Genomic DNA, 18066 nt, shown 5'->3' on the forward strand with positions numbered 1-18066 from the left:
CCTGTTGCCCTGCCCGTTTATATACATATATCGTATAACTCAACTAAATGACTATTTAGTATAGTTATATCTCCCGATCACCAATCAGCAAAAAACCTTCAATAACCACCCGCCGCCGTCATCGCTCCGCCCACGATCGCAATTCCTGAACTACTGCCCAAACGTGTCGCCCCGGCTTCAATCATCTTTAAAGCCGTCGGATAATCGCGCACACCGCCGGACGCCTTTACACCAACCCCTGCGCCCACGGTCTGGCGCATCAGTGCCACATCTTCGACTGTCGCACCGCTTCGGCTGAAGCCGGTGGAGGTCTTGACGAACGCCACACCCAAGTCGCGGCAGATTTCGCAGGCCTGGACCTTCTGCTTGTCGTCGAGCAGACAGGTTTCCAGTATGACCTTCAACGGCACGGCGCCGCAGGCCTCGTGGACCAGGGCGATGTCTTCGCGCACGGCGTCCAGCAGCCCGTCTTTCAACCATCCGATATTGAGCACCATATCGATCTCCCCTGCCCCGGCGGCAATTGCCCGTTGGGCTTCGAAAGCCTTGGTGTCACTCAGACCGGCCCCCAATGGAAAGCCCACAACAGCACAAATCACTACGCTTTTGTCGGTCAGGCATGACGCGGCGTAAGGTACTTGACCCGAGTTCAGGCACACGGAGTAAAAGCCGTGTTCGCGGGCCTCTTCGCACAAGGTTCGGATCTGCTCACGGGAGGCGTCGGGAGCCAGCAGGGTGTGATCGATGTACTTGGCCAATGCTGCGGGTGGAAGATTGTTCATTTAACGAGCCCTTGCCTGTATGTTGCCAATGATTGTGGCGCGCGTGTCACAGTGCGCACATAAAATAGTTACAATATTAACATTTAATGTTACTTATTTAACAACAACAATCAACCTCTGGAATACTCGTGGACAGTAGAAAAGCCGAGCGACTGAAGCTCATTCAACAAGCCTTGCAGGACCAGAATGCCATTCACTTGAAGGAAATGGCCGCGCTGCTGGAGGTTTCCGAAATGACCCTGCGCCGCGATCTCAACCATTTCAGCGATCATCTGCGCCTGCTGGGCGGCTACATCACGCGAGTCGGCAACGAGGCCGGCGATTATCGCGTGGCGGAGCAGGACACGCGTCACGTTGAGGAAAAACGCCGCATCGGAAAGCTCGCTGCCCAGTTGATCCAGGCCGGTGACACGGTGTTTTTTGACTGCGGCACCACCTCGCCTTTTGTGGTTGATTTCATTCCCGATGCGCTGGAGTTCACGGCGGTGTGCAGCTCGCTGAACGTGCTGCTCAAACTGCAGAACAAGCCCAATTGCCACATCGTGTTGTGCGGTGGCACCTTTCACCGCAAGAATCAGGTTTTTGAAAGCCGCGCCGAAAGCAGCATCCTCGACAGCGTGCGCCTGACATGGGCCTTTGTGACCGCCGCCGGCGTCAGCCAGGAATTCGGCGTGACGTGCTTCAACTTCAACGAAGTCGAGGTCAAGCAAAAGGTCATACGCCAGGCCCAGCAGCGCGTGCTGCTCGCCGATTTCAGCAAGTTCGACACGGTGCGCACCGCTCACTTCGCCGCCCTGGAAGACTTTCACTACGTGGTCAGCGACAAGAAAATCCCCCGTGGCTACAAGGAAGTCATCCAGGCCAACGGCACGCAATTGCTGGTCTAACCCAACAGTTTCTGCCGCTCCTGCGCACTCAAGTAACCGGTGGTGACACTGAACGAAGCGCTGGCTCCAGCCGTCAGCACACGCACGTGACCTTTGGCTTTCTCGGCGTTATAGCCCTCGGGTTCACAGGTGGACGGCAGAACGAACGCCGCCACTTGCTGATCCGGCGTGTACAGGATCCAACGCGCGGCGTGCTCGAACTGTTCGGGACGGTAACGGGTGTAAAACGCCGCGCCATCGGGATGATCGAGTAGAAAATGCGCCTGGCCCGCGGCGTCAGTGGCAACACCATCAAAGAAAAACACGATCTCGGGGTCGTACAGTGACGGCTGTTCAAGGCAGGCCAACTGAGTCGGGTGCTCGGCCAGTCGGGCCATGTAGGCGCTCCAGGCTGGCGTCGGCTTGACGTGGTCCGGCACGCTGGTACGCAGGCGCAGGCGTTGCACGCCCAACGGTTCGACAAACCGCGCACCGGCCACAAACGCGTAGTTCATGTGGGCCATGTACATCAGGTCCATGGGCTTTGCGGCCAGGTTCGTCACGTCCATATCGATATCGAACAAGGCCGAATCGGCGCGCAATGTGACGCTGGGGCAAGCCAGGTAACGATCGCCGAACCCCTTGGCGTACTGATACGAGCCGCCCAGGCGCAAAAAGCCCTCGCCCACTTCCAGCCAGGCCGTGTCCAGGGGCGCGCAGGGCATTTCGCCGTGCAAGGCGTGCGTGTCGTCCGGTGTCGGGCAACCATTGCGCAGCAGGCCACTGTGAAACATGAAGCAGCCATAGGTGTCGATGATCGTCGGGCTGGGCCGAGGTTGCTCGAACAGGTTGTTCATGGTCAGGTTGCAACCGTCGAACTCGGCTGACCAGATCATCTGTCCTTGATAAGGCAGTACCACCAGCTTGCCACGGCTGTTCTCCAGGCTCAGGGCCAACACACCGGACGCATAGGTCCAGGCACTGACCTTGAATGCAGGGGATTGCAGGAGGATCTTTTCCTGCTCGCCAAACAACGCTCGGTACAGTGGGATACGTGTATTCATGAGACCACCGCCCCGGTGGCGCCCGCCGGTAAGGTGCCGGGTTGGCGCATGCACTTGAGCGCATACATCACGATCACGATAAAGCACAGTAACGGCACGCTGTAAGCCAGCTGCATGTTGCCGCCGCTGGCGTCGGACAGCAGGCCCTGGAAGATCGGGATCACCCCGCCGCCTACAATGCTCATCACCAGCAAAGAGCCACCGACACCGGTGTCTTCACCCAGGCCATCGATGGTCAGGCCGTAGATGGTCGGCCAGCAGGGGCCGAGGAAAATGCTCACGCCGACTGCTGCATACACCGCCGAAATGTTCGGCACCAGAATGGTATAGGCCAGCAGCACGATACACAGCACCCCGTAGATCGCCAGGACCTTGGCGGGGTGCAGCCGCCGCATCAACAGGTTGGCGATCAGCTTGCCGACAAAATACGCGGCAAAGGTGGTCAGCAAAAACCAGGAGGCGCTGCGCTCGTTCATACCGCCCATTTGCATGGCCAGGCGAATGGTGAAACTCCACACGCCGACCTGGGCGCCCACGTAAAGAAATTGCGCCAATACGCCAAAGGTAAAGCGTGGGTTGCGCCACAGGCGGCCCAGGCTCTGACGCAGACTGCCGGGCTTGCTGCCAGCGGGCTTATTGCCCTTGCAGGCGGGAAATCGCGTAATGGCGATCAGAATAAAGATCAGCACCAGCACGGCAATCATCCACTTGTAGGGCAAGAGCGTGGACTGGATCATTTGCAACTGTGCAACCGCCGCCTCGGAAGCGCTCATCTGCGTCAGTTGTTCCCTGGTGGCGTCCGTGTCCTTGAACATCACAAAGCTGCCTACGTACACCCCGGCCATTGCGCCGAAGGGGTGGAAGGTTTGCGAAATGTTCAAGCGTCGGGTCCCGGTTTCCCGTGGCCCCATCAGTGTCGAATAGGTGTTGCACGCGGTTTCAAGGAACGACAGCCCGGCGGCTATCACAAACAGCGCCAACAGGAACATGCCGTACTTGGCCGTGGACGCCGCCGGAAAAAACAACAGGCAGCCGAACATATACAGCAGGAGGCCGATCAGGATCGTGCTCTTGTAGCTGAAGCGACGCACCACCATCGCGGCCGGGATCGCTACGAAAAAGTAGCCCAGGTAAAACGCCGACTGCACAAAGGCGGTCTGGAAATCACTGAGCAGAAACGCTTTCTTGAAATGGGCGATCAGCACGTCGTTCATGCTCGCCGCCGCCGCCCACAGCGCAAAGATGCTGCACAGCAGGATAAAGGCGAACCAGGGCGTGCGGTTCAGGTAGAAGCCATCGGGAGTCGGTTGCAGCGCAGGTTTGTTCATTATTGTTCTCCGGGCTGGGTGGGGTGTTACCGCTGTTGCTGGAAACGCGTGAACGTTTCGTGGTCGGGATAAGACGTTTGCGTACCCAGCGCCATGACCGAGCACGCGGAATACGCTACCGCCTGTTCAATGGCCTGACGGATATGGCCGTCGCGGCTCCAGTGGTGAATGAAGCATCCGATAAAGGCATCGCCGGCCCCCGTGGTATCACGGGCCACCACCTGTACGCCGGGCACATGGAATTCGCCCTCTTCGCCCACGTACAACGCACCGTGCTCGCCAAGGGTGACGATCACGTGGCGAATGCCGCTGGTGACCAGGCTGCGCGCGGCGGCCTGGGCCGAGGCCGGCGAGTTCACGACGTGACCGGTGATCAGCGCCAGTTCCGATTCGTTGGGGATCAGGAAGTCCAGGTGCGCCAGATGCTCGGTGCTCAACCCGGTCAGCGCCGGTGCCGGGTTGAGCAGCACCGCGATAGCGTGTCGGTGAGCGAATTCGATGGCGTGGTAGACCGTCTCCACGTTGATTTCCAACTGCAGCACGATCAGCGTGCATTCACGCAGGTCCGCTGCAGCGGCATCGATGTCCGCCGGCGACAGATGCGCATTGGCTCCTTTGACGATCAATATGCTGTTGTGCGAGTCAGTTCGCACGAAGATCGGCGCGACGCCGCTGGAAACACCCGGCACGCGCTGCACGTAACGGGTGTCGATGCCAAAGCGTTGGAAGTTGGCCACGGTGTTGTCGGCAAACATGTCGTCGCCGACCTTGCTCAGCATCAGGACATCAGCCCCCAACTTGGCGGCCGCGACGGCCTGGTTGGCCCCCTTGCCGCCGCAACCGAGGGCAAAACCCGGCGCTTCGAGGGTCTCGCCCTGGGCCGGCATGCGGTCGATGTAGGTAATCAGATCAACCATATTGCTGCCGATGACTGCGATCTTGCTCATTGCTATTCCACCTTGTTACGGCACGACGAGGCAAGGCGTGTCGCTCTTGTTTTGTTATTTAAATAACATTAGGTGTGAATATTCAATCTTTTTTTGTGGGGTCGAATCAATTTTGCCGGATGGTCTTACCCGGTTCCCCTTTTCTCCGGACAAAAAAAACCGGCCTCAGAGGCCGGCCGTTGATCAACAGGTCTACACGCTGAACCGATCCACCGACTGCGACAATTTCCCGGCCAGGCCGGCCAGCTCATCGGTGGTCGCGGCTGTTTCACCGATGACGCGGCTATTGTTTTGCGACATACCGGCGATCATCTCCACCTGGTGGGCGATTTCATTGCTGGCCAGGCTCTGCTCGCCGATGGTCCGGGAGATGTCGTTGACCAACTCCGTGGTGCTCAAGGTGGCCTGCAGAATCTCGCGAATGGCGCGCTCCACATCGGCGGTCACGGCCATGCCTTTGTCCACCTGGGCGACGCCCTCCTCCATGCTGGTCACCGCTTCCCGGGTGCTTTGCTGGATACGCCCGACCATGCTGGCGATTTCCTGGGTGGAGGCGCTGGTGCGGCCGGCCAGGCTGCGTACTTCGTCGGCAACAACGGCAAAACCGCGCCCTTGTTCACCGGCGCGAGCGGCTTCGATGGCGGCGTTGAGGGCCAGCAGGTTGGTTTGGTCGGCGATGCCCTTGATCACTTGGATGATGCTGTAGATGGCCTCGGATTCCTTGTCCAGGGTGCGAATGACCAGGGCCGATTGTTGGGCGGAACGGGCAATGCCGTCCATGTCGCTGACCACTTGGTGAATCACCCGGCCGCCGTCCTTGGCCAGGGCTTCGGCCTGGTTGGCCATGTCCAGCGCGCGCCCGGCGTGGCGGGTGATTTCTTCGATGCTGGCGGTCATTTCGCTGGCGGCGGCGGCCATGGTGCTGGCTGCGGCGCTTTGCTGCTGGCTGCTGCCCGCCACTTCATGGCAGCCCTGGCTCAGTCGTTCGCTCACGCCATTGACGCCGTGGGCATTGCTGCGCACCACGTCGATCATGCCGCGCAGGTCGCGCTGCATGGTGGCAAGGCTGCGAATCAATGAACTGGCTTCGTCCTTGCGGCTGGGCTCGACAATCGGCTCGCTCAAGTTGCCGCTGGCGATACTCGCGGCGATGCGGCTGGCAGCCTGCAGAGGCCCCATGATGCTGAGGATTACCCAGCGTCCCTGGGCCAGCAGTAGCAACAGGCTGGCGATCAAGACTGCGCCCAGGATCAGATTGGCGTTATGAATAGTTTGTTGGGTAGCCTCGCCGGTGCGTTCGGTATGGCTTTCGATCAACTCACTGAAGGCGCCCATTTGATCTTCGAGCTGGCTGAAGGCTTTATTGAAAGTTTCAAGCTCCCCGCGAGCGCCTTCGGGGTTGCCCAAGGCCAGCGCGACGATACGCTCGGCGGCGCTGATGTAGGTGTCCAGGCTGGGCTTGATGTTGTCGAGGTTGGTTTTGAGCGTGGCTTCCAACGGCAACTTGAGGTTGTCCCCCAGTACCTTGCGAAAGTTCTCGGCGTGCTCCTTGAGCGAACTATTGACCTCTGCGGCGGTGGTGGTGCTTTTGCCCAGGCCCACCAGCATGGCGGACAACACATCGGCGCGCAGCGCGTCATGCATCATGTCGGCTTCCATGTGGTTGCGCAAAACGGTCATGCTGACCTCGTTTTCCTGCACGGCAGCGCTCATCTGTCGGTTTCCAAGGTAACCGGCCAGGCTCATGACCAGGGCGGTCAGCAACCCGGTCGCAATCAACAGCGTCAAGCGTAATTTGATCGTCATGCGGATATCCCCTTACCCAAGCGCCGATACGTCGTTACTAGCGTTATCGGCATCACTGGCTGTTAGTGAAGCTCAAGTTTGCGGATCTGCGCGGATACCTTAAGCTGGGCGTCTTTTGCTTGCCCCGGGACACCCATGCCTCAACGTATTGCCCACCTCGCCTTGCTGCTGGGGTTGATCACCGCCATCGGCCCGTTCGCCATCGACAGCTACCTCCCCGCCCTGCCCACCCTGGGCGCCAGCCTGCAGGCCTCGCCCGCCGCCGTGCAGATGAGCCTCACGGTATTTTTCATGATCATCGGCGTGTGCCAGCTGTTCTACGGGCCGCTCAGCGATGTGTATGGACGCAAGCCGCCGATCTACGCCGGCCTGGTGATTTTCGCCGTGGCCAGCGTCGGTTGCGCGCTGGCGCCAACCATTGAAGTGCTGATCGGGTTTCGCGCCCTGCAAGCGTTTGGCGCGTGCGCCGGCATGGTCATCCCGCGGGCGATCGTGCGCGACCTCTATACCGGCCATCAAGCCGCGCGCTTGATGGCGTTGCTGATGCTGGTGATGAGTGTCTCGCCGATCCTTGCGCCCCTGGCCGGCAGTGTGGTGATTTCACTCTGGAGCTGGCGCGAGGTGTTCGCCGTGCTGGCGGTGGTGGCCGTGCTGTGCCTGGTGATGACCGTTGTACAACTGCCCGAAACCCACCCGGCCGAGCGGCGCCTGGGCAAAACCCTGGGCGGTGCGATCCGCAGCTACGGCGCGCTGCTGCGCGATCCGGTGTTTATCGGCTTGGCAGTGGTCAGTGGCTTTGGCCTGGCCACGTTCTTCGTGTTTATCGGCAGTGCGCCGTTCGTGTATATCCAGTATTTCGGCTTGACGCCTACCCAGTTCAGCCTGTGCTTTGCCGTCAACGCCGCCTCGTTTTTCGCCATGAGCCAGCTGACAGCCCGCCTGAGCGCGCGCTTTGGCCTGGCACCGCTGATTCGCTGGTCGGTAATTGCCGTGGCGGCCGTGATGGCGCTGCTGGCGGCCACCACGCTGTGGGGCGATAACCTGGCGTTGATGATGACCCTGCTGTTTGTCGGCTTCGGCTTTCTCGGCCTGTTGTTGCCGGCCGCCGGGGTGTTGTCACTGGAGGATCACGGTGCGGTGGCAGGGTCGGCGTCGGCGTTGCTGGGCGCGATTCAGATGGTTACCGCCGCTGTGTCGATGACGCTGGTGGGGTTGTTCGCCGACCATACGCCCGCGCCAATGCTGGTGGGCATCGCGCTGTGCGCGGCCGCCGCCCTGCTCACGGTGATATGGACGCTGCGCCGCTTGCCGCCGCACCTGGCGAGTGCTTGAGCCTTACAAATCGAAGCGATCCACCGCGCGCCGCCGCTCATTGTCGTCACGCACGTCATAGCTGGCGGTGGTCTGGATGTTGGTGTGATGGGCCAGCTTCTGCGCGATCGACAGGTCATGCTCCTCGATCACCCGGGTAATGAACGAGCGGCGAAAATCATGGGGCATGATCTTCACGCCCACCTGGTCCCCGCGCTGGCGAGCGATGTAGTAAATCGCGTGCTTGGTGATGCGTTCACGGGTGATATGGCTGCCGCGACGGATTCGGTTGAACAGGAACGGGTCGTCCTGTTCGCCTTCCTTGAGTTGCCCGCGACGAAACTCCAGCCAGGCCTGCAGCTTGGCGAAGGCCCAGTCCGGCGCGTATTTGATCAGCTCTTTATTGCCCTTGCCGATCACGCGCAAGCTGCGCTGCTCAAAATCGATCTGCGCCAGGTCAAGGTTGACCGACTCCGACTTGCGCATGCCCGAGCCGTACAGGATGCCGATCACGGCGGCATCGCGCAGGCCTTGCGGGCGCGGGTCGGCGGCGCAGACCTCCATCATTTCGCGGATCAATGTGCGGCGCAGGTTACGCCCCTGCCCCAGGCGCGTACCGGACGCGGCCTTGACCGAGCGCATCTTCAACAAGTGTTCCTGGCTGATCAGGCTCATCCGCCATGCTTCGTTCATCACCCCGCGCACCGCATTCACATACAGCGATGAGGTGTTCGGCGCATAGCCGTCTTCGCGCAACGCAGCGACCAGGCCGATCACCTGTTCGGGCTGCAGCAGGTGCCAGTCGATGTCTTCAAGGTTGACGTCTTCAAAGCCCAGGCGGTCGGCGGCGTCCTGCAGCACGTAGCGCATGGTCAACTGGCTGGAAGGCGCCAGGCGGGTGAGGTAGAGGGTCAGCGGGTTGCGGATGGACTCAGTCAAGGTAGATCAGCCTTTGGATTAAATATCACGAGCAATCTATTGATTAATCGCGATATTTATTGAATTGGCGAGGGCCGAGTCTAGCGCAATCCGGGCACTGCCATCAAATCACGGTGCCATGTCGTCCTCTTGCGTGGGCTGCTGGGGTTGGGTCTGGGACTGGCTCCAGTCGGCGTCCTGTTTTTTCATCAGCGCAAACCAGTGCTGACGCATGAACGCCAGGTAGCTGTCCGGTGCCTTGGCAAAATCCTTCTCGTCGCCATAGCAGCCCGGCAGCGGTAGCTCGGTGCCCTGCTCTTTGTACTGGCTGACCAGCGCCTGCTGCGCGGCAACGCTGCAATCGGTCGGCAATGGCATGCCGCGCAGGGCGCCGGCGTCCTCGTCCCACCAGGCTGCGCCGTAACGGTCGACGCCGCGCAGGCGATACTTCTCGGACTTGCCGGCGTGCAGGATCAGCTTGAATTCATTTGGGCTCACGTCGCTGGTGCAGGTGCGCGAGTAGCCCACAGTCGCCTGGGTCGTGCCGTCACCCAAAAGGTCGGTGACTCGGGTGGCTGCCGTGTCAAAGTGCAGCCCGGCGTCGAATTCGCACTGGCGCACATCGTCGTAAAGCATCCACACGCGCTTGGGATGCTCGCCCGCCAGCAGGTACTGGGCCGCGTAGACAAAGGCCGACTGGGTGCCATCGTCGTCCCGCTCGCTGACCTGTTCGGCCAGCACCAGCAGGTTCTTGCCCTGGCGGTCGTCCCAGGTATAGGCAGCGACCTGCTTGCCGCGTACTTCGACGCCCTCCGGTACCTGGTCAACGCTGGCCAGGGTCACGCCCTCATCGGCCCGCACGGTCGTGACCCAGGCAACGCACACCCACAATCCGATCAACACCGGCCGCAACTGGCCGCGTAAAAGCTGCACGCTATTCATCCGAGTACCCTGGCAAGAGATGGCTTACTTTACCGGCACTTGAAGGGCAATGCAGAGAAGATTGTTGAATAGAGGCAGTGGAGCAACTACGTGGGCTGATCATGTGAACCAGATAGGTGCCAGCCCGCTCCTATTCGGCTGAACATTCACAGGCTTTAACACCTTGGCCACATTGCTGAACACTGGCTGTCTACCTGTCAAATAAACGAGTTTTTCATCCGCCTTTCATATTCGTTGAACATTTTTGCGCTTAACCTTATAGGCATCACTTCAGAGCAATCCGGGGTTTATCGACTAACCTATTGATTACACTTTATCTTTAGCGCGGCTTTGTCATCTGCGGGCTGTAGTTTTGCCCAACAAACGCTGCAGTTTTCGCGCTCCAAGTTTGCTTCAGCCCGAGGTCATGAATCTTTGAAACCCTACCCTATTCAGTGCGTATCGATCGTTATCCCGGTTTATAACGAACAAGAGAGCCTGCCTGAGTTGCTGCGCCGCACCACGGCCGCTTGCCAACAGCTGGCCTACGACTACGAAATCATCCTGGTGGATGACGGTAGCCGCGACAATTCGGCGCAATTGCTCGAAGACGCCGCCGCCGAAGATGGCAGCAAGGTAGTGGCGGTGATTCTCAACCGTAACTATGGCCAGCACGCCGCGATCATGGCGGGTTTCGAACAGTGCCGCGGTGAAGTGGTGATCACCCTCGACGCCGACCTGCAGAACCCGCCGGAAGAAATCCCGCGCCTGGTGGAACAAGCCGCCCTGGGCTACGACGTGGTCGCCACGGTGCGTAACAATCGCCAGGATTCGGCCTTCCGCCGCTGGCCTTCGCGCCTGATCAACCTCGCCGTGCAGCGCTCCACCGGCGTGGCGATGACCGATTACGGCTGCATGCTGCGCGCCTACCGCCGCACCATCGTCGACGCGATGCTGGCCTGCCGCGAGCGCAGCACCTTTATCCCGATCCTGGCCAACGGCTTCGCCCGTCACACCACGGAAATTCTGGTGCACCACGCCGAGCGTGAACACGGCGAATCCAAATACAGCGCCATGCGCCTGATCAGCCTGATGTTCGACCTGCTCACCTGCATGACCACCACGCCGCTGCGCCTGCTGTCGATCGTCGGGTTCAGCCTGGCGGCGCTGGGCGTGCTGTTTGCCTTCGCGCTGATCGTCATGCGCCTGGCCTTCGGCGCCACTTGGGCGGGCGACGGCCTGTTCGTGCTGTTTGCGGTGTTGTTCGTGTTCACCGGTGGCCAGTTCATCGGCATGGGCCTGCTGGGTGAATACCTGGGCCGTATGTACAGCGATGTGCGCGCCCGCCCGCGTTTCTTCATTGAAAAAGTGCTGCGCAACCAACCGGCAGCACCGGCTCCCGTGGTCGTCGTCGATGGCCTGGTGTCTTCCCATACTTCTACTTCTTCCGATCAGGTTCAGTCATGAGTTCAAAAGCCGTTGTATTCGCCTACCACGACATTGGTTGTGCAGGTATTGAAGCCCTGCTGGCTGCGGGTTACGACATTGCCGCCGTGTTCACCCATGCCGATGACCCCAAGGAAAACAACTTCTACGGCTCCGTCGCCCAGCTGTGCGCCCGCAACGGTATCCCGGTGCACGCCCCGGAAGACGCGAACCACCCGCTGTGGGTCGAACGCATCGCCAAGCTGAACCCGGATTTCATCTTCTCGTTCTACTACCGCAACCTGCTCAGCGAACCGCTGCTGGCCCTCGCCCGCCAAGGCGCGTTCAACCTGCATGGTTCGCTGCTGCCCAAATACCGTGGCCGCGCGCCGGCCAACTGGGTGCTGGTCAACGGTGAAACCGAAACCGGCGTGACCCTGCACCGCATGGTCAAGCGTGCCGATGCCGGCGCGATCCTGGCCCAACACAAAGTCAGCATCGAGCGCAGCGACACCGGTTTGAGCCTGCACGCCAAGCTGCGAGAGGCCGCCAGCCACCTGCTGCGCGACGCCCTGCCGCAACTGGCCCAGGGCAAACTGGCTGAAACTGCCCAGGACGAAAGCCAGGCGACCTGCTTCGGCCGCCGTACTGCCGCCGATGGCAAGATCGACTGGAAAAAGCCCGCCGAACAATTGTTCAACCTGGTGCGCGCCGTGACTCAGCCTTACCCTGGCGCCTTTTGCGCGGTGGGCGAGCACAAACTCATCGTTTGGCAGGCGGAAGTGGCCCAGGGCAACGAAGGCCTGGCGCCGGGCCGGGTGATCAGCGTCAATCCGCTGCGCATCGCCTGTGGTGAAGACTCGCTGGTGATCAAGTTCGGCCAGCGCAACGACAACGGCCTGTACCTGGCCGGCCCGTCCCTGGCCGATGAACTGGGCCTGGTGGACGGCTCCGTGCTGCGCGGCGCCGAGTCGGGCCGCAAGCCACGCCGCACCCGCGTGCTGATCCTGGGGGTGAACGGCTTTATCGGTAACCACCTGTCCGAGCGCCTGTTGCGTGACGACCGTTACGAAGTCTACGGCCTGGACATCGGCTCCGACGCCATCGAGCGCCTGCGCAGCCACCCCAATTTCCACTATGTGGAAGGCGATATCAGCATTCACACCGAGTGGATCGAATACCACATCAAGAAATGCGATGTGGTGCTGCCGCTGGTGGCCATCGCCACGCCGATCGAATACACCCGCAACCCGCTGCGCGTGTTCGAGCTGGACTTCGAAGAAAACCTCAAGCTGGTGCGCTACTGCGTCAAGTACAACAAGCGCGTGATCTTCCCCTCCACGTCCGAAGTCTATGGCATGTGCCAGGACCAGTACTTCGACGAAGACACCTCCAACCTGGTGGTGGGCCCGGTCAACAAGCAACGCTGGATCTACTCGGTCTCCAAGCAACTGCTCGACCGCGTGATCTGGGCCTACGGCGACAAGGGCCTCAAGTTCACCCTGTTCCGTCCGTTCAACTGGATGGGCCCGCGCCTGGACCGCCTGGATTCAGCGCGTATCGGCAGTTCCCGCGCCATCACCCAGCTGATCCTGAACCTGGTGGAAGGCACGCCGATCCGCCTGTTCGACGGTGGCGAGCAGAAGCGTTGCTTCACCGACATTGCCGACGGCATCGAGGCCCTGGCGCGCATCATCGATAACGACAAGGGCGTCTGCGACGGCCAGATCATCAACATCGGCAACCCGGAAAACGAAGCCAGCATCCGTCAGTTGGGCGAAGAGCTGCTGCGTCAGTTCGAAGCGCACCCGCTGCGCGGCAACTTCCCGCCGTTCGCGGGTTTTCGCGACGTGGAAAGCAAGGCGTTCTACGGCACCGGTTACCAGGACGTGGCACACCGCAAGCCGAGCATCGAGAACGCCAAGCGCCTGCTGAACTGGGAGCCGACCGTGGCGATGAGCGAAACCATCGGCAACACGCTGGATTTCTTCCTGCGTGAAGCGATGCTTGAAATAGCGGACAAAAAGTAATGAAGGCAGGCCTGCGCATCGACGTCGACACCTACCGAGGCACCCGTGAAGGCGTGCCACGGCTGCTCGAGTCCCTGGACGAAGCCGGGATTAAAGCGACGTTCTTTTTCAGCGTCGGGCCGGACAACATGGGGCGCCACTTGTGGCGCCTGATCCGCCCGCAGTTCCTGTGGAAAATGCTGCGTTCCAATGCCGCCGGCCTGTATGGCTGGGACATCCTGCTGGCCGGCACCGCCTGGCCGGGCAAGCCGATTGGCCGTGACCTGGGGCACTTGATGCGCCAGGCCAAGGCCGCCGGGCATGAAGTTGGGCTGCACGCGTGGGACCACCACGGCTGGCAGGCCAATACCGGGCGCTGGAGCGACGCACAGCTGGTCGAGCAGATCCGACGCGGCGTGGATACCTTGAGCGACATCCTGGGTGAGCGGATCGACTGTTCAGCGGCCGCCGGTTGGCGCGCCGACGAGCGCGTGGTGCAAGCCAAACAAGCCTTCAACTTTCGCTACAACAGTGATTGCCGGGGCACCAGCCTGTTTCGACCGACCTTGGCCGATGGCAGCGCGGGCACCCCACAAATTCCGGTAGACCTGCCGACCTTCGACGAAGTTGTCGGGCCGGTAGTGGCTGCCAAGGACTTCAACACGTTCATCCTTGACCGGTTCAACGCGTCGAAGCTGAACGTCTACACCATCCACGCAGAAGTAGAAGGGATTCTGATGGCCAATGATTTTCGCCAGTTGCTCGCCCAGGCAGGGCAGCGCGGCATTGATTTCCAACCCTTGAGCGCGTTATTGCCCGCGGATGTGACCACCCTGCCCCAGCAACAGCTGGTGCGCGGCGCATTGAGCGGCCGCGAGGGTTGGCTTGGAGTGCAGCAGGCATGATCCGCCGCTGGGCATTGCCCTTGCTCCTGTTGGCGTTTGGCGTGTTTTACCTGGTACCGCTGGCCACCCACGGCCTGTGGATTCCGGATGAAACCCGCTATGCGCAGATCAGCCAGGAAATGCTGCTGACCGGCAAGTGGGCCGCGCCGCACTTCATGGGCATTCGCTACTTCGAGAAACCGGCGGCGGGCTACTGGATGATCGCGCTGGGCCAGGCGATCTTCGGCCAGAACCTGTTCGGCGTGCGCTTTGCGTCGGCCTTGAGCACCGGCTTGAGCATCCTGCTGGTTTACCTGATGTCGCGCCGGTTGTGGAATGACCCGCAGAAAAGCCTGATCAGCAGCGTGCTGTACATGAGTTTCGTCAGCGTGGCGATGCTCGGTGGCTACGCCAACCTGGACCCGCAGTTCACCTTCTGGGTCAACCTCACAGGCGTTGCCTTGTGGTTCTGCTTCGACAGCCGCATGCAGCGCGCCAGGTTGTGGTCCTGGGCCGTGCTCGGCCTGGCCTGTGGCATGGGCTTCATGACCAAAGGCTTTCTGGCGTGGTTGCTGCCGGTGTTGATCGCCCTGCCCTATGCCCTCTGGCAGAAACGTTCGATGGAACTGTTCAAGTACGGCCCGGTGGCCGTGGCTGCGGCGATCCTGGTCAGCTTGCCATGGGCCCTGGCCGTGCACCTGCAAGAGCCGGATTACTGGCACTTCTTCTTCTGGCATGAGCATATCCAGCGCTTTGCCGGTGAAGACGCGCAGCACGCCGAGCCGTTCTGGTATTACCTGCCGTTGCTGTTGGCGTTCACGCTGCCCTGGGTTGCGCTGCTGCCGTCCAGCCTCAAACAGGCGTGGCTGGACCGGCGCCTGCCGAACACCGCGTTCCTGCTGCTGTGGCTGCTGATGCCCCTGGCCTTTTTCAGCCTGGCCAAAGGCAAACTGCCAGCGTACATCATGCCGTGCCTGCTGCCCCTGGCCTTGCTGATGGGTTCGACCTTGAGTGACAAGCTCGCTCAAGGCCGTGGCCGCGTATTGCGCATCAACGGTTGGCTGAACCTGGTCATCGGCGTGCTCGCCCTGTTGGCAATCATCTGGTTCCAGTGGAAGAAACCGGTGTACGAACCCGGTGAAGAAACCCTCAGCCTGGTGCTGCTGTTTACCTGTCTGCTCGGCTGGATCCTGGCCAACCTGCTGCAGGCGGCCCGCCCGTTGACACTGTGGGCCGCGCCGCTGATCGGCAGTGCCTTGCTGGTTGCCCTGGTGCCCGCCGCGCTGCCCCATTCGGTGGTTTATAACAAGACCCCGGACCAGTTCATCATCGATCATGCCGAAGAACTCATGCCCTCCATTGCGCTGTTGAGCAACGACCTGGGCGCCTCCGCTGCGCTGTCGTGGCGCCTGAAACGGCCCGACATCACGCTGTACAACACCTCTGGCGAGGTGAAATACGGCCTGGCTTATGCGGACACTGCCCAACGCCTGGTCGACCGCAATCGAATCCAGGCCTGGATGGCCGAAACCCGCCGCAGCGGCGCCGTCGGCGTGGTGATGCGCGTCAACAGCCAGGGCGAAAAGGAAGAACTCGCCCTGCTGCCCGCGGACGGCAAGCGCTATGCGCAGGGCAACATCGTGATTCTGATTTTCCCGCAGGTCGCGCAATGATCACCCTGCTTCTGTTACTCAGCGCCTGCATGCTTACGTGCGCGGGCCAGGTCTCGCAGAAATTTGCCGTGGAAAGCTGGCGCGAATTGCCCGACCGTTGGGCGCTGAAGCTGCGCTCACCCTGGTTGTGGTCGGCGCTGGTGTGCCTGGGCCTGGGTTTGCTGGTGTGGCTGCTGGTGCTGCAGCGCCTGGAAGTCGGGATTGCCTACCCGATGCTCAGCCTGAATTTTGTAGTGGTCACGCTGATGGCGCGCTTTGTGTTTGCTGAACACATCGATGGCCGCCACTGGCTGGGCGTGGTGCTGATCATTGCAGGCGTTGTGCTGCTGGGGCGCCAGGTATGAGCCGGATGCGCGGTTTCGCCCTGGCCCTGGGCAGTGTCGGCCTGGTCAGCGCGGCCCAATTGGGCATGCGCTGGAGCATGACGCGCCTGCCGTTGCCGGAGGCGTGGCTAAGCGCCTTGAGCAGCGCCAGCCTCGACCTGAGCGCCCTGGGCGTGGTGGCCCTGGCGATCAGCGCCTATGCACTGTCGATGCTCTGCTGGCTCGGCGCGCTGAAGCACTTGCCTCTCGGGCGCGCTTACTCGCTGCTGAGCATCAGCTACGCGCTGGTGTACCTGCTGGCCGCCTGCCTGCCGGTATTCAACGAACACTTTTCGCTTGCAAAAACCCTGGGGGTGGCCTTGGTCATCCTCGGCGTACTGGTTATCAACTCTCGTCGTGCTAGCACCTCAAGTCCCAGGAATACCCCATGAAAATCAGTGTATTTGGTAGTGGTTACGTTGGCTTGGTACAGGCCACCGTATTAGCCGAAGTCGGTCACGATGTTATTTGCATGGACGTTGACCGGAGCAAGGTCGAGTCGCTGCAGAAGGGCCATGTGACGATCTTCGAGCCGGGCCTGGCGGCCATGGTCAAGGAAAACCTGGAAAGCGGACGCCTGCATTTCACCTACGACGAAAAACTCGCCGTCGAGCATGGTGAGGTGCTGTTCATTGCGGTGGGTACGCCGTCGGATGAGGACGGTTCGGCCGACCTGAAATACGTGCTGTCAGTGGGTGATGCGGTGGCCCGCCATCGCGTGGCACCGGTGATCCTGGTGGAGAAGTCCACCGTGCCTGTGGGTACCGGCGATACCCTGCGCGATCACATACACAAAAAACTGCACGCAGCGGGCCGCGAGCTGCAATTCGATATCGTCTCCAACCCGGAATTCCTCAAGGAAGGCTCGGCCGTCGCCGACTGCCGCCGACCGGACCGCATCATCATTGGCTGCGAGCGCGAAGAAGTGCGGGAGGTCATGCGTGACCTCTACGCGCCGTTCAACCGCAACCATGACCGCATCATCTTCATGGACCTGCGCAGCGCCGAACTGACCAAGTACGCCGCCAACTGCATGCTCGCCACCAAGATCAGCTTCATCAACCAGATCGCCGAGCTGGCCGAACACCTGGGCGCCGACATCGAAGCCGTGCGCCTGGGCATTGGCGCCGACTCGCGCATCGGCTACCACTTCATTTATCCCGGTTGCGGCTACGGCGGCTCCTGCTTTCCCAAGGACATGCGCGCCCTGATCCACAGCGCCAAGCAGGCCAACTGTTCCAGCGACCTGCTGGAAGCCGTGGAAGCGATCAACCAGCGCCAGAAAAGCAAGTTGTTCGAGCGCATCAACGCGTTCTTCAAGGGCGACCTGCGCGGCAAGACCTTCGCCCTGTGGGGCCTGGCCTTCAAGCCCAACACCGACGACATGCGTGACGCGCCGAGCCGCGTGCTGATGGAAGCCTTGTGGGCCGCCGGCGCCAATGTGCGTGCGTTCGACCCCGAAGCCATGCAGGAAACCCAGCGCATCTATGGCGACGACCCACGACTGATGCTGATGGGCACGCCGGAGTCCACCCTGGGCGGCGCCGATGCGCTGATCGTCTGCACCGAGTGGCAGCAATTCAAGGCGCCGGACTTCGACCTGATCCACCAGCGCCTGAAAACCCCGGTGATCTTCGACGGTCGCAACCTGTACGACGGCGAGCGCCTGACGCGCAAAGGCTTCAAATACTTCCCGATTGGCCGTGGTGACTCGTGCGAGTTGCCGATCCCCCAGCAAAACTGGGTGCAACAGGCCAAGGCAGGCTGATC

The 18066-nt window shown here is 61.1% G+C and carries 16 protein-coding genes and 1 pseudogene; 9 read left to right on the forward strand and 8 right to left on the reverse strand.

All coding sequences use genetic code 11. The annotated features are described in order from the left end of the window. Positions 1 to 98: 98 nt before the first annotated feature. Positions 99 to 782, reverse strand: a complete 684-nt coding sequence (gene deoC / locus C4J87_RS12820) for a deoxyribose-phosphate aldolase (RefSeq protein ID WP_124367085.1) — start codon at positions 780 to 782, stop codon at positions 99 to 101. A gap of 128 nt (positions 783 to 910) precedes the next feature. Here deoC and deoR point away from each other — a divergent pair, with 128 nt between their 5' ends. Further along, positions 911 to 1669 carry a DNA-binding transcriptional repressor DeoR gene (gene deoR / locus C4J87_RS12825; protein WP_124362918.1) on the forward strand — a complete coding sequence of 253 codons (759 nt, stop codon included), beginning with the start codon at positions 911 to 913 and terminating at the stop codon, positions 1667 to 1669. On the opposite strand, the gene C4J87_RS12830 is transcribed toward deoR, so the two are convergent. From C4J87_RS12830 to C4J87_RS26705, 5 genes and pseudogenes are all read right to left on the reverse strand, one after another. Further along, entirely contained in the window at positions 1666 to 2712 is a 1047-nt protein-coding gene (locus tag C4J87_RS12830; protein ID WP_124367086.1) for an aldose 1-epimerase family protein, read from the reverse strand. The genes deoR and C4J87_RS12830 overlap by 4 nt on opposite strands. After that, positions 2709 to 4040: an L-fucose:H+ symporter permease gene (gene fucP / locus C4J87_RS12835; RefSeq protein WP_124367087.1), complete on the reverse strand. Its 1332-nt coding sequence runs from the start codon at positions 4038 to 4040 to the stop codon at positions 2709 to 2711. The genes C4J87_RS12830 and fucP overlap by 4 nt, the downstream gene beginning before the upstream one ends. Positions 4041 to 4066: 26 nt before the next feature. After that, a complete protein-coding gene (gene rbsK / locus C4J87_RS12840) occupies positions 4067 to 4987 on the reverse strand; it encodes a ribokinase (protein WP_124367088.1) in 921 nt (306 codons plus the stop codon). Between the two features lie 192 nt (positions 4988 to 5179). Continuing rightward, positions 5180 to 6043: a methyl-accepting chemotaxis protein gene (locus C4J87_RS26700; RefSeq protein WP_372238019.1), complete on the reverse strand. Its 864-nt coding sequence runs from the start codon at positions 6041 to 6043 to the stop codon at positions 5180 to 5182. Then, positions 6038 to 6793, reverse strand: a pseudogene (locus C4J87_RS26705) (MCP four helix bundle domain-containing protein); the annotation flags it as partial. The gene C4J87_RS26700 and the pseudogene C4J87_RS26705, both read right to left, overlap by 6 nt. A gap of 135 nt (positions 6794 to 6928) precedes the next feature. On the opposite strand from C4J87_RS26705, the gene C4J87_RS12850 reads away from it, so the two are divergent. Next, on the forward strand, positions 6929 to 8125 hold the full coding sequence (locus C4J87_RS12850) for a multidrug effflux MFS transporter (RefSeq protein ID WP_124367090.1): 1197 nt from the start codon (positions 6929 to 6931) through the stop codon (positions 8123 to 8125). 3 nt (positions 8126 to 8128) lie between these two features. Here C4J87_RS12850 and xerC read toward each other — a convergent pair whose 3' ends face one another. Together xerC and C4J87_RS12860 are read right to left on the reverse strand one after the other, a co-directional pair. Continuing rightward, on the reverse strand, positions 8129 to 9043 hold the full coding sequence (gene xerC / locus C4J87_RS12855) for a tyrosine recombinase XerC (RefSeq protein WP_124367091.1): 915 nt from the start codon (positions 9041 to 9043) through the stop codon (positions 8129 to 8131). Between the two features lie 108 nt (positions 9044 to 9151). Beyond that, positions 9152 to 9964, reverse strand: coding sequence for a M949_RS01915 family surface polysaccharide biosynthesis protein (locus C4J87_RS12860; RefSeq protein ID WP_124367092.1), 813 nt, complete (start codon positions 9962 to 9964; stop codon positions 9152 to 9154). A gap of 414 nt (positions 9965 to 10378) precedes the next feature. On the opposite strand from C4J87_RS12860, the gene arnC reads away from it, so the two are divergent. Genes arnC through C4J87_RS12895 form a run of 7 tightly spaced genes read left to right on the forward strand, consistent with a single transcriptional unit; the run spans position 10379 to position 18064 of the window. Continuing rightward, positions 10379 to 11410, forward strand: a complete 1032-nt coding sequence (gene arnC / locus C4J87_RS12865) for an undecaprenyl-phosphate 4-deoxy-4-formamido-L-arabinose transferase (protein ID WP_124367093.1) — start codon at positions 10379 to 10381, stop codon at positions 11408 to 11410. Next, positions 11407 to 13398 carry a bifunctional UDP-4-amino-4-deoxy-L-arabinose formyltransferase/UDP-glucuronic acid oxidase ArnA gene (gene arnA, locus C4J87_RS12870; RefSeq protein ID WP_124367094.1) on the forward strand — a complete coding sequence of 664 codons (1992 nt, stop codon included), beginning with the start codon at positions 11407 to 11409 and terminating at the stop codon, positions 13396 to 13398. Before arnC ends, arnA begins: the two co-directional genes overlap by 4 nt. Continuing rightward, positions 13398 to 14282, forward strand: a complete 885-nt coding sequence (gene arnD, locus C4J87_RS12875) for a 4-deoxy-4-formamido-L-arabinose-phosphoundecaprenol deformylase (protein WP_124367095.1) — start codon at positions 13398 to 13400, stop codon at positions 14280 to 14282. The genes arnA and arnD overlap by 1 nt, the downstream gene beginning before the upstream one ends. Next, the gene (gene arnT, locus C4J87_RS12880) at positions 14279 to 15934 is read left to right on the forward strand and encodes a lipid IV(A) 4-amino-4-deoxy-L-arabinosyltransferase (RefSeq protein ID WP_124367096.1); all 1656 of its coding nucleotides are present in this window, start codon (positions 14279 to 14281) and stop codon (positions 15932 to 15934) included. Before arnD ends, arnT begins: the two co-directional genes overlap by 4 nt. Further along, entirely contained in the window at positions 15931 to 16278 is a 348-nt protein-coding gene (gene arnE / locus C4J87_RS12885) for a 4-amino-4-deoxy-L-arabinose-phosphoundecaprenol flippase subunit ArnE (RefSeq protein WP_124367097.1), read from the forward strand. Before arnT ends, arnE begins: the two co-directional genes overlap by 4 nt. Then, entirely contained in the window at positions 16275 to 16688 is a 414-nt protein-coding gene (gene arnF / locus C4J87_RS12890; RefSeq protein ID WP_124367098.1) for a 4-amino-4-deoxy-L-arabinose-phosphoundecaprenol flippase subunit ArnF, read from the forward strand. Before arnE ends, arnF begins: the two co-directional genes overlap by 4 nt. Further along, the gene (locus C4J87_RS12895) at positions 16685 to 18064 is read left to right on the forward strand and encodes a UDP-glucose/GDP-mannose dehydrogenase family protein (RefSeq protein WP_124367099.1); all 1380 of its coding nucleotides are present in this window, start codon (positions 16685 to 16687) and stop codon (positions 18062 to 18064) included. The genes arnF and C4J87_RS12895 overlap by 4 nt, the downstream gene beginning before the upstream one ends. Positions 18065 to 18066: the final 2 nt, after the last annotated feature.

Origin of the sequence: Pseudomonas sp. R1-43-08 (assembly GCF_003852255.1) — a bacterium.
Classification (GTDB): domain Bacteria; phylum Pseudomonadota; class Gammaproteobacteria; order Pseudomonadales; family Pseudomonadaceae; genus Aquipseudomonas.

Bases quoted from the DNA above. Each gene is read 5' to 3' on its own strand.
- rbsK (WP_124367088.1), bottom strand. From the start codon at position 4,987: ATGAGCAAGATCGCAGTCATCGGCAGCAATATGGTTGATCTGATTACC.
- arnD (WP_124367095.1), top strand. From the start codon at position 13,398: ATGAAGGCAGGCCTGCGCATCGACGTCGACACCTACCGAGGCACCCGT.
- C4J87_RS12895 (WP_124367099.1), top strand. From the start codon at position 16,685: ATGAAAATCAGTGTATTTGGTAGTGGTTACGTTGGCTTGGTACAGGCC.
- arnT (WP_124367096.1), top strand. From the start codon at position 14,279: ATGATCCGCCGCTGGGCATTGCCCTTGCTCCTGTTGGCGTTTGGCGTG.
- C4J87_RS12830 (WP_124367086.1), bottom strand. From the start codon at position 2,712: ATGAATACACGTATCCCACTGTACCGAGCGTTGTTTGGCGAGCAGGAA.
- C4J87_RS12860 (WP_124367092.1), bottom strand. From the start codon at position 9,964: ATGAATAGCGTGCAGCTTTTACGCGGCCAGTTGCGGCCGGTGTTGATC.
- C4J87_RS12850 (WP_124367090.1), top strand. From the start codon at position 6,929: ATGCCTCAACGTATTGCCCACCTCGCCTTGCTGCTGGGGTTGATCACC.
- arnE (WP_124367097.1), top strand. From the start codon at position 15,931: ATGATCACCCTGCTTCTGTTACTCAGCGCCTGCATGCTTACGTGCGCG.
- arnA (WP_124367094.1), top strand. From the start codon at position 11,407: ATGAGTTCAAAAGCCGTTGTATTCGCCTACCACGACATTGGTTGTGCA.
- fucP (WP_124367087.1), bottom strand. From the start codon at position 4,040: ATGAACAAACCTGCGCTGCAACCGACTCCCGATGGCTTCTACCTGAAC.
- C4J87_RS26700 (WP_372238019.1), bottom strand. From the start codon at position 6,043: ATGCAGCGCGACCTGCGCGGCATGATCGACGTGGTGCGCAGCAATGCC.
- deoC (WP_124367085.1), bottom strand. From the start codon at position 782: ATGAACAATCTTCCACCCGCAGCATTGGCCAAGTACATCGATCACACC.
- arnF (WP_124367098.1), top strand. From the start codon at position 16,275: ATGAGCCGGATGCGCGGTTTCGCCCTGGCCCTGGGCAGTGTCGGCCTG.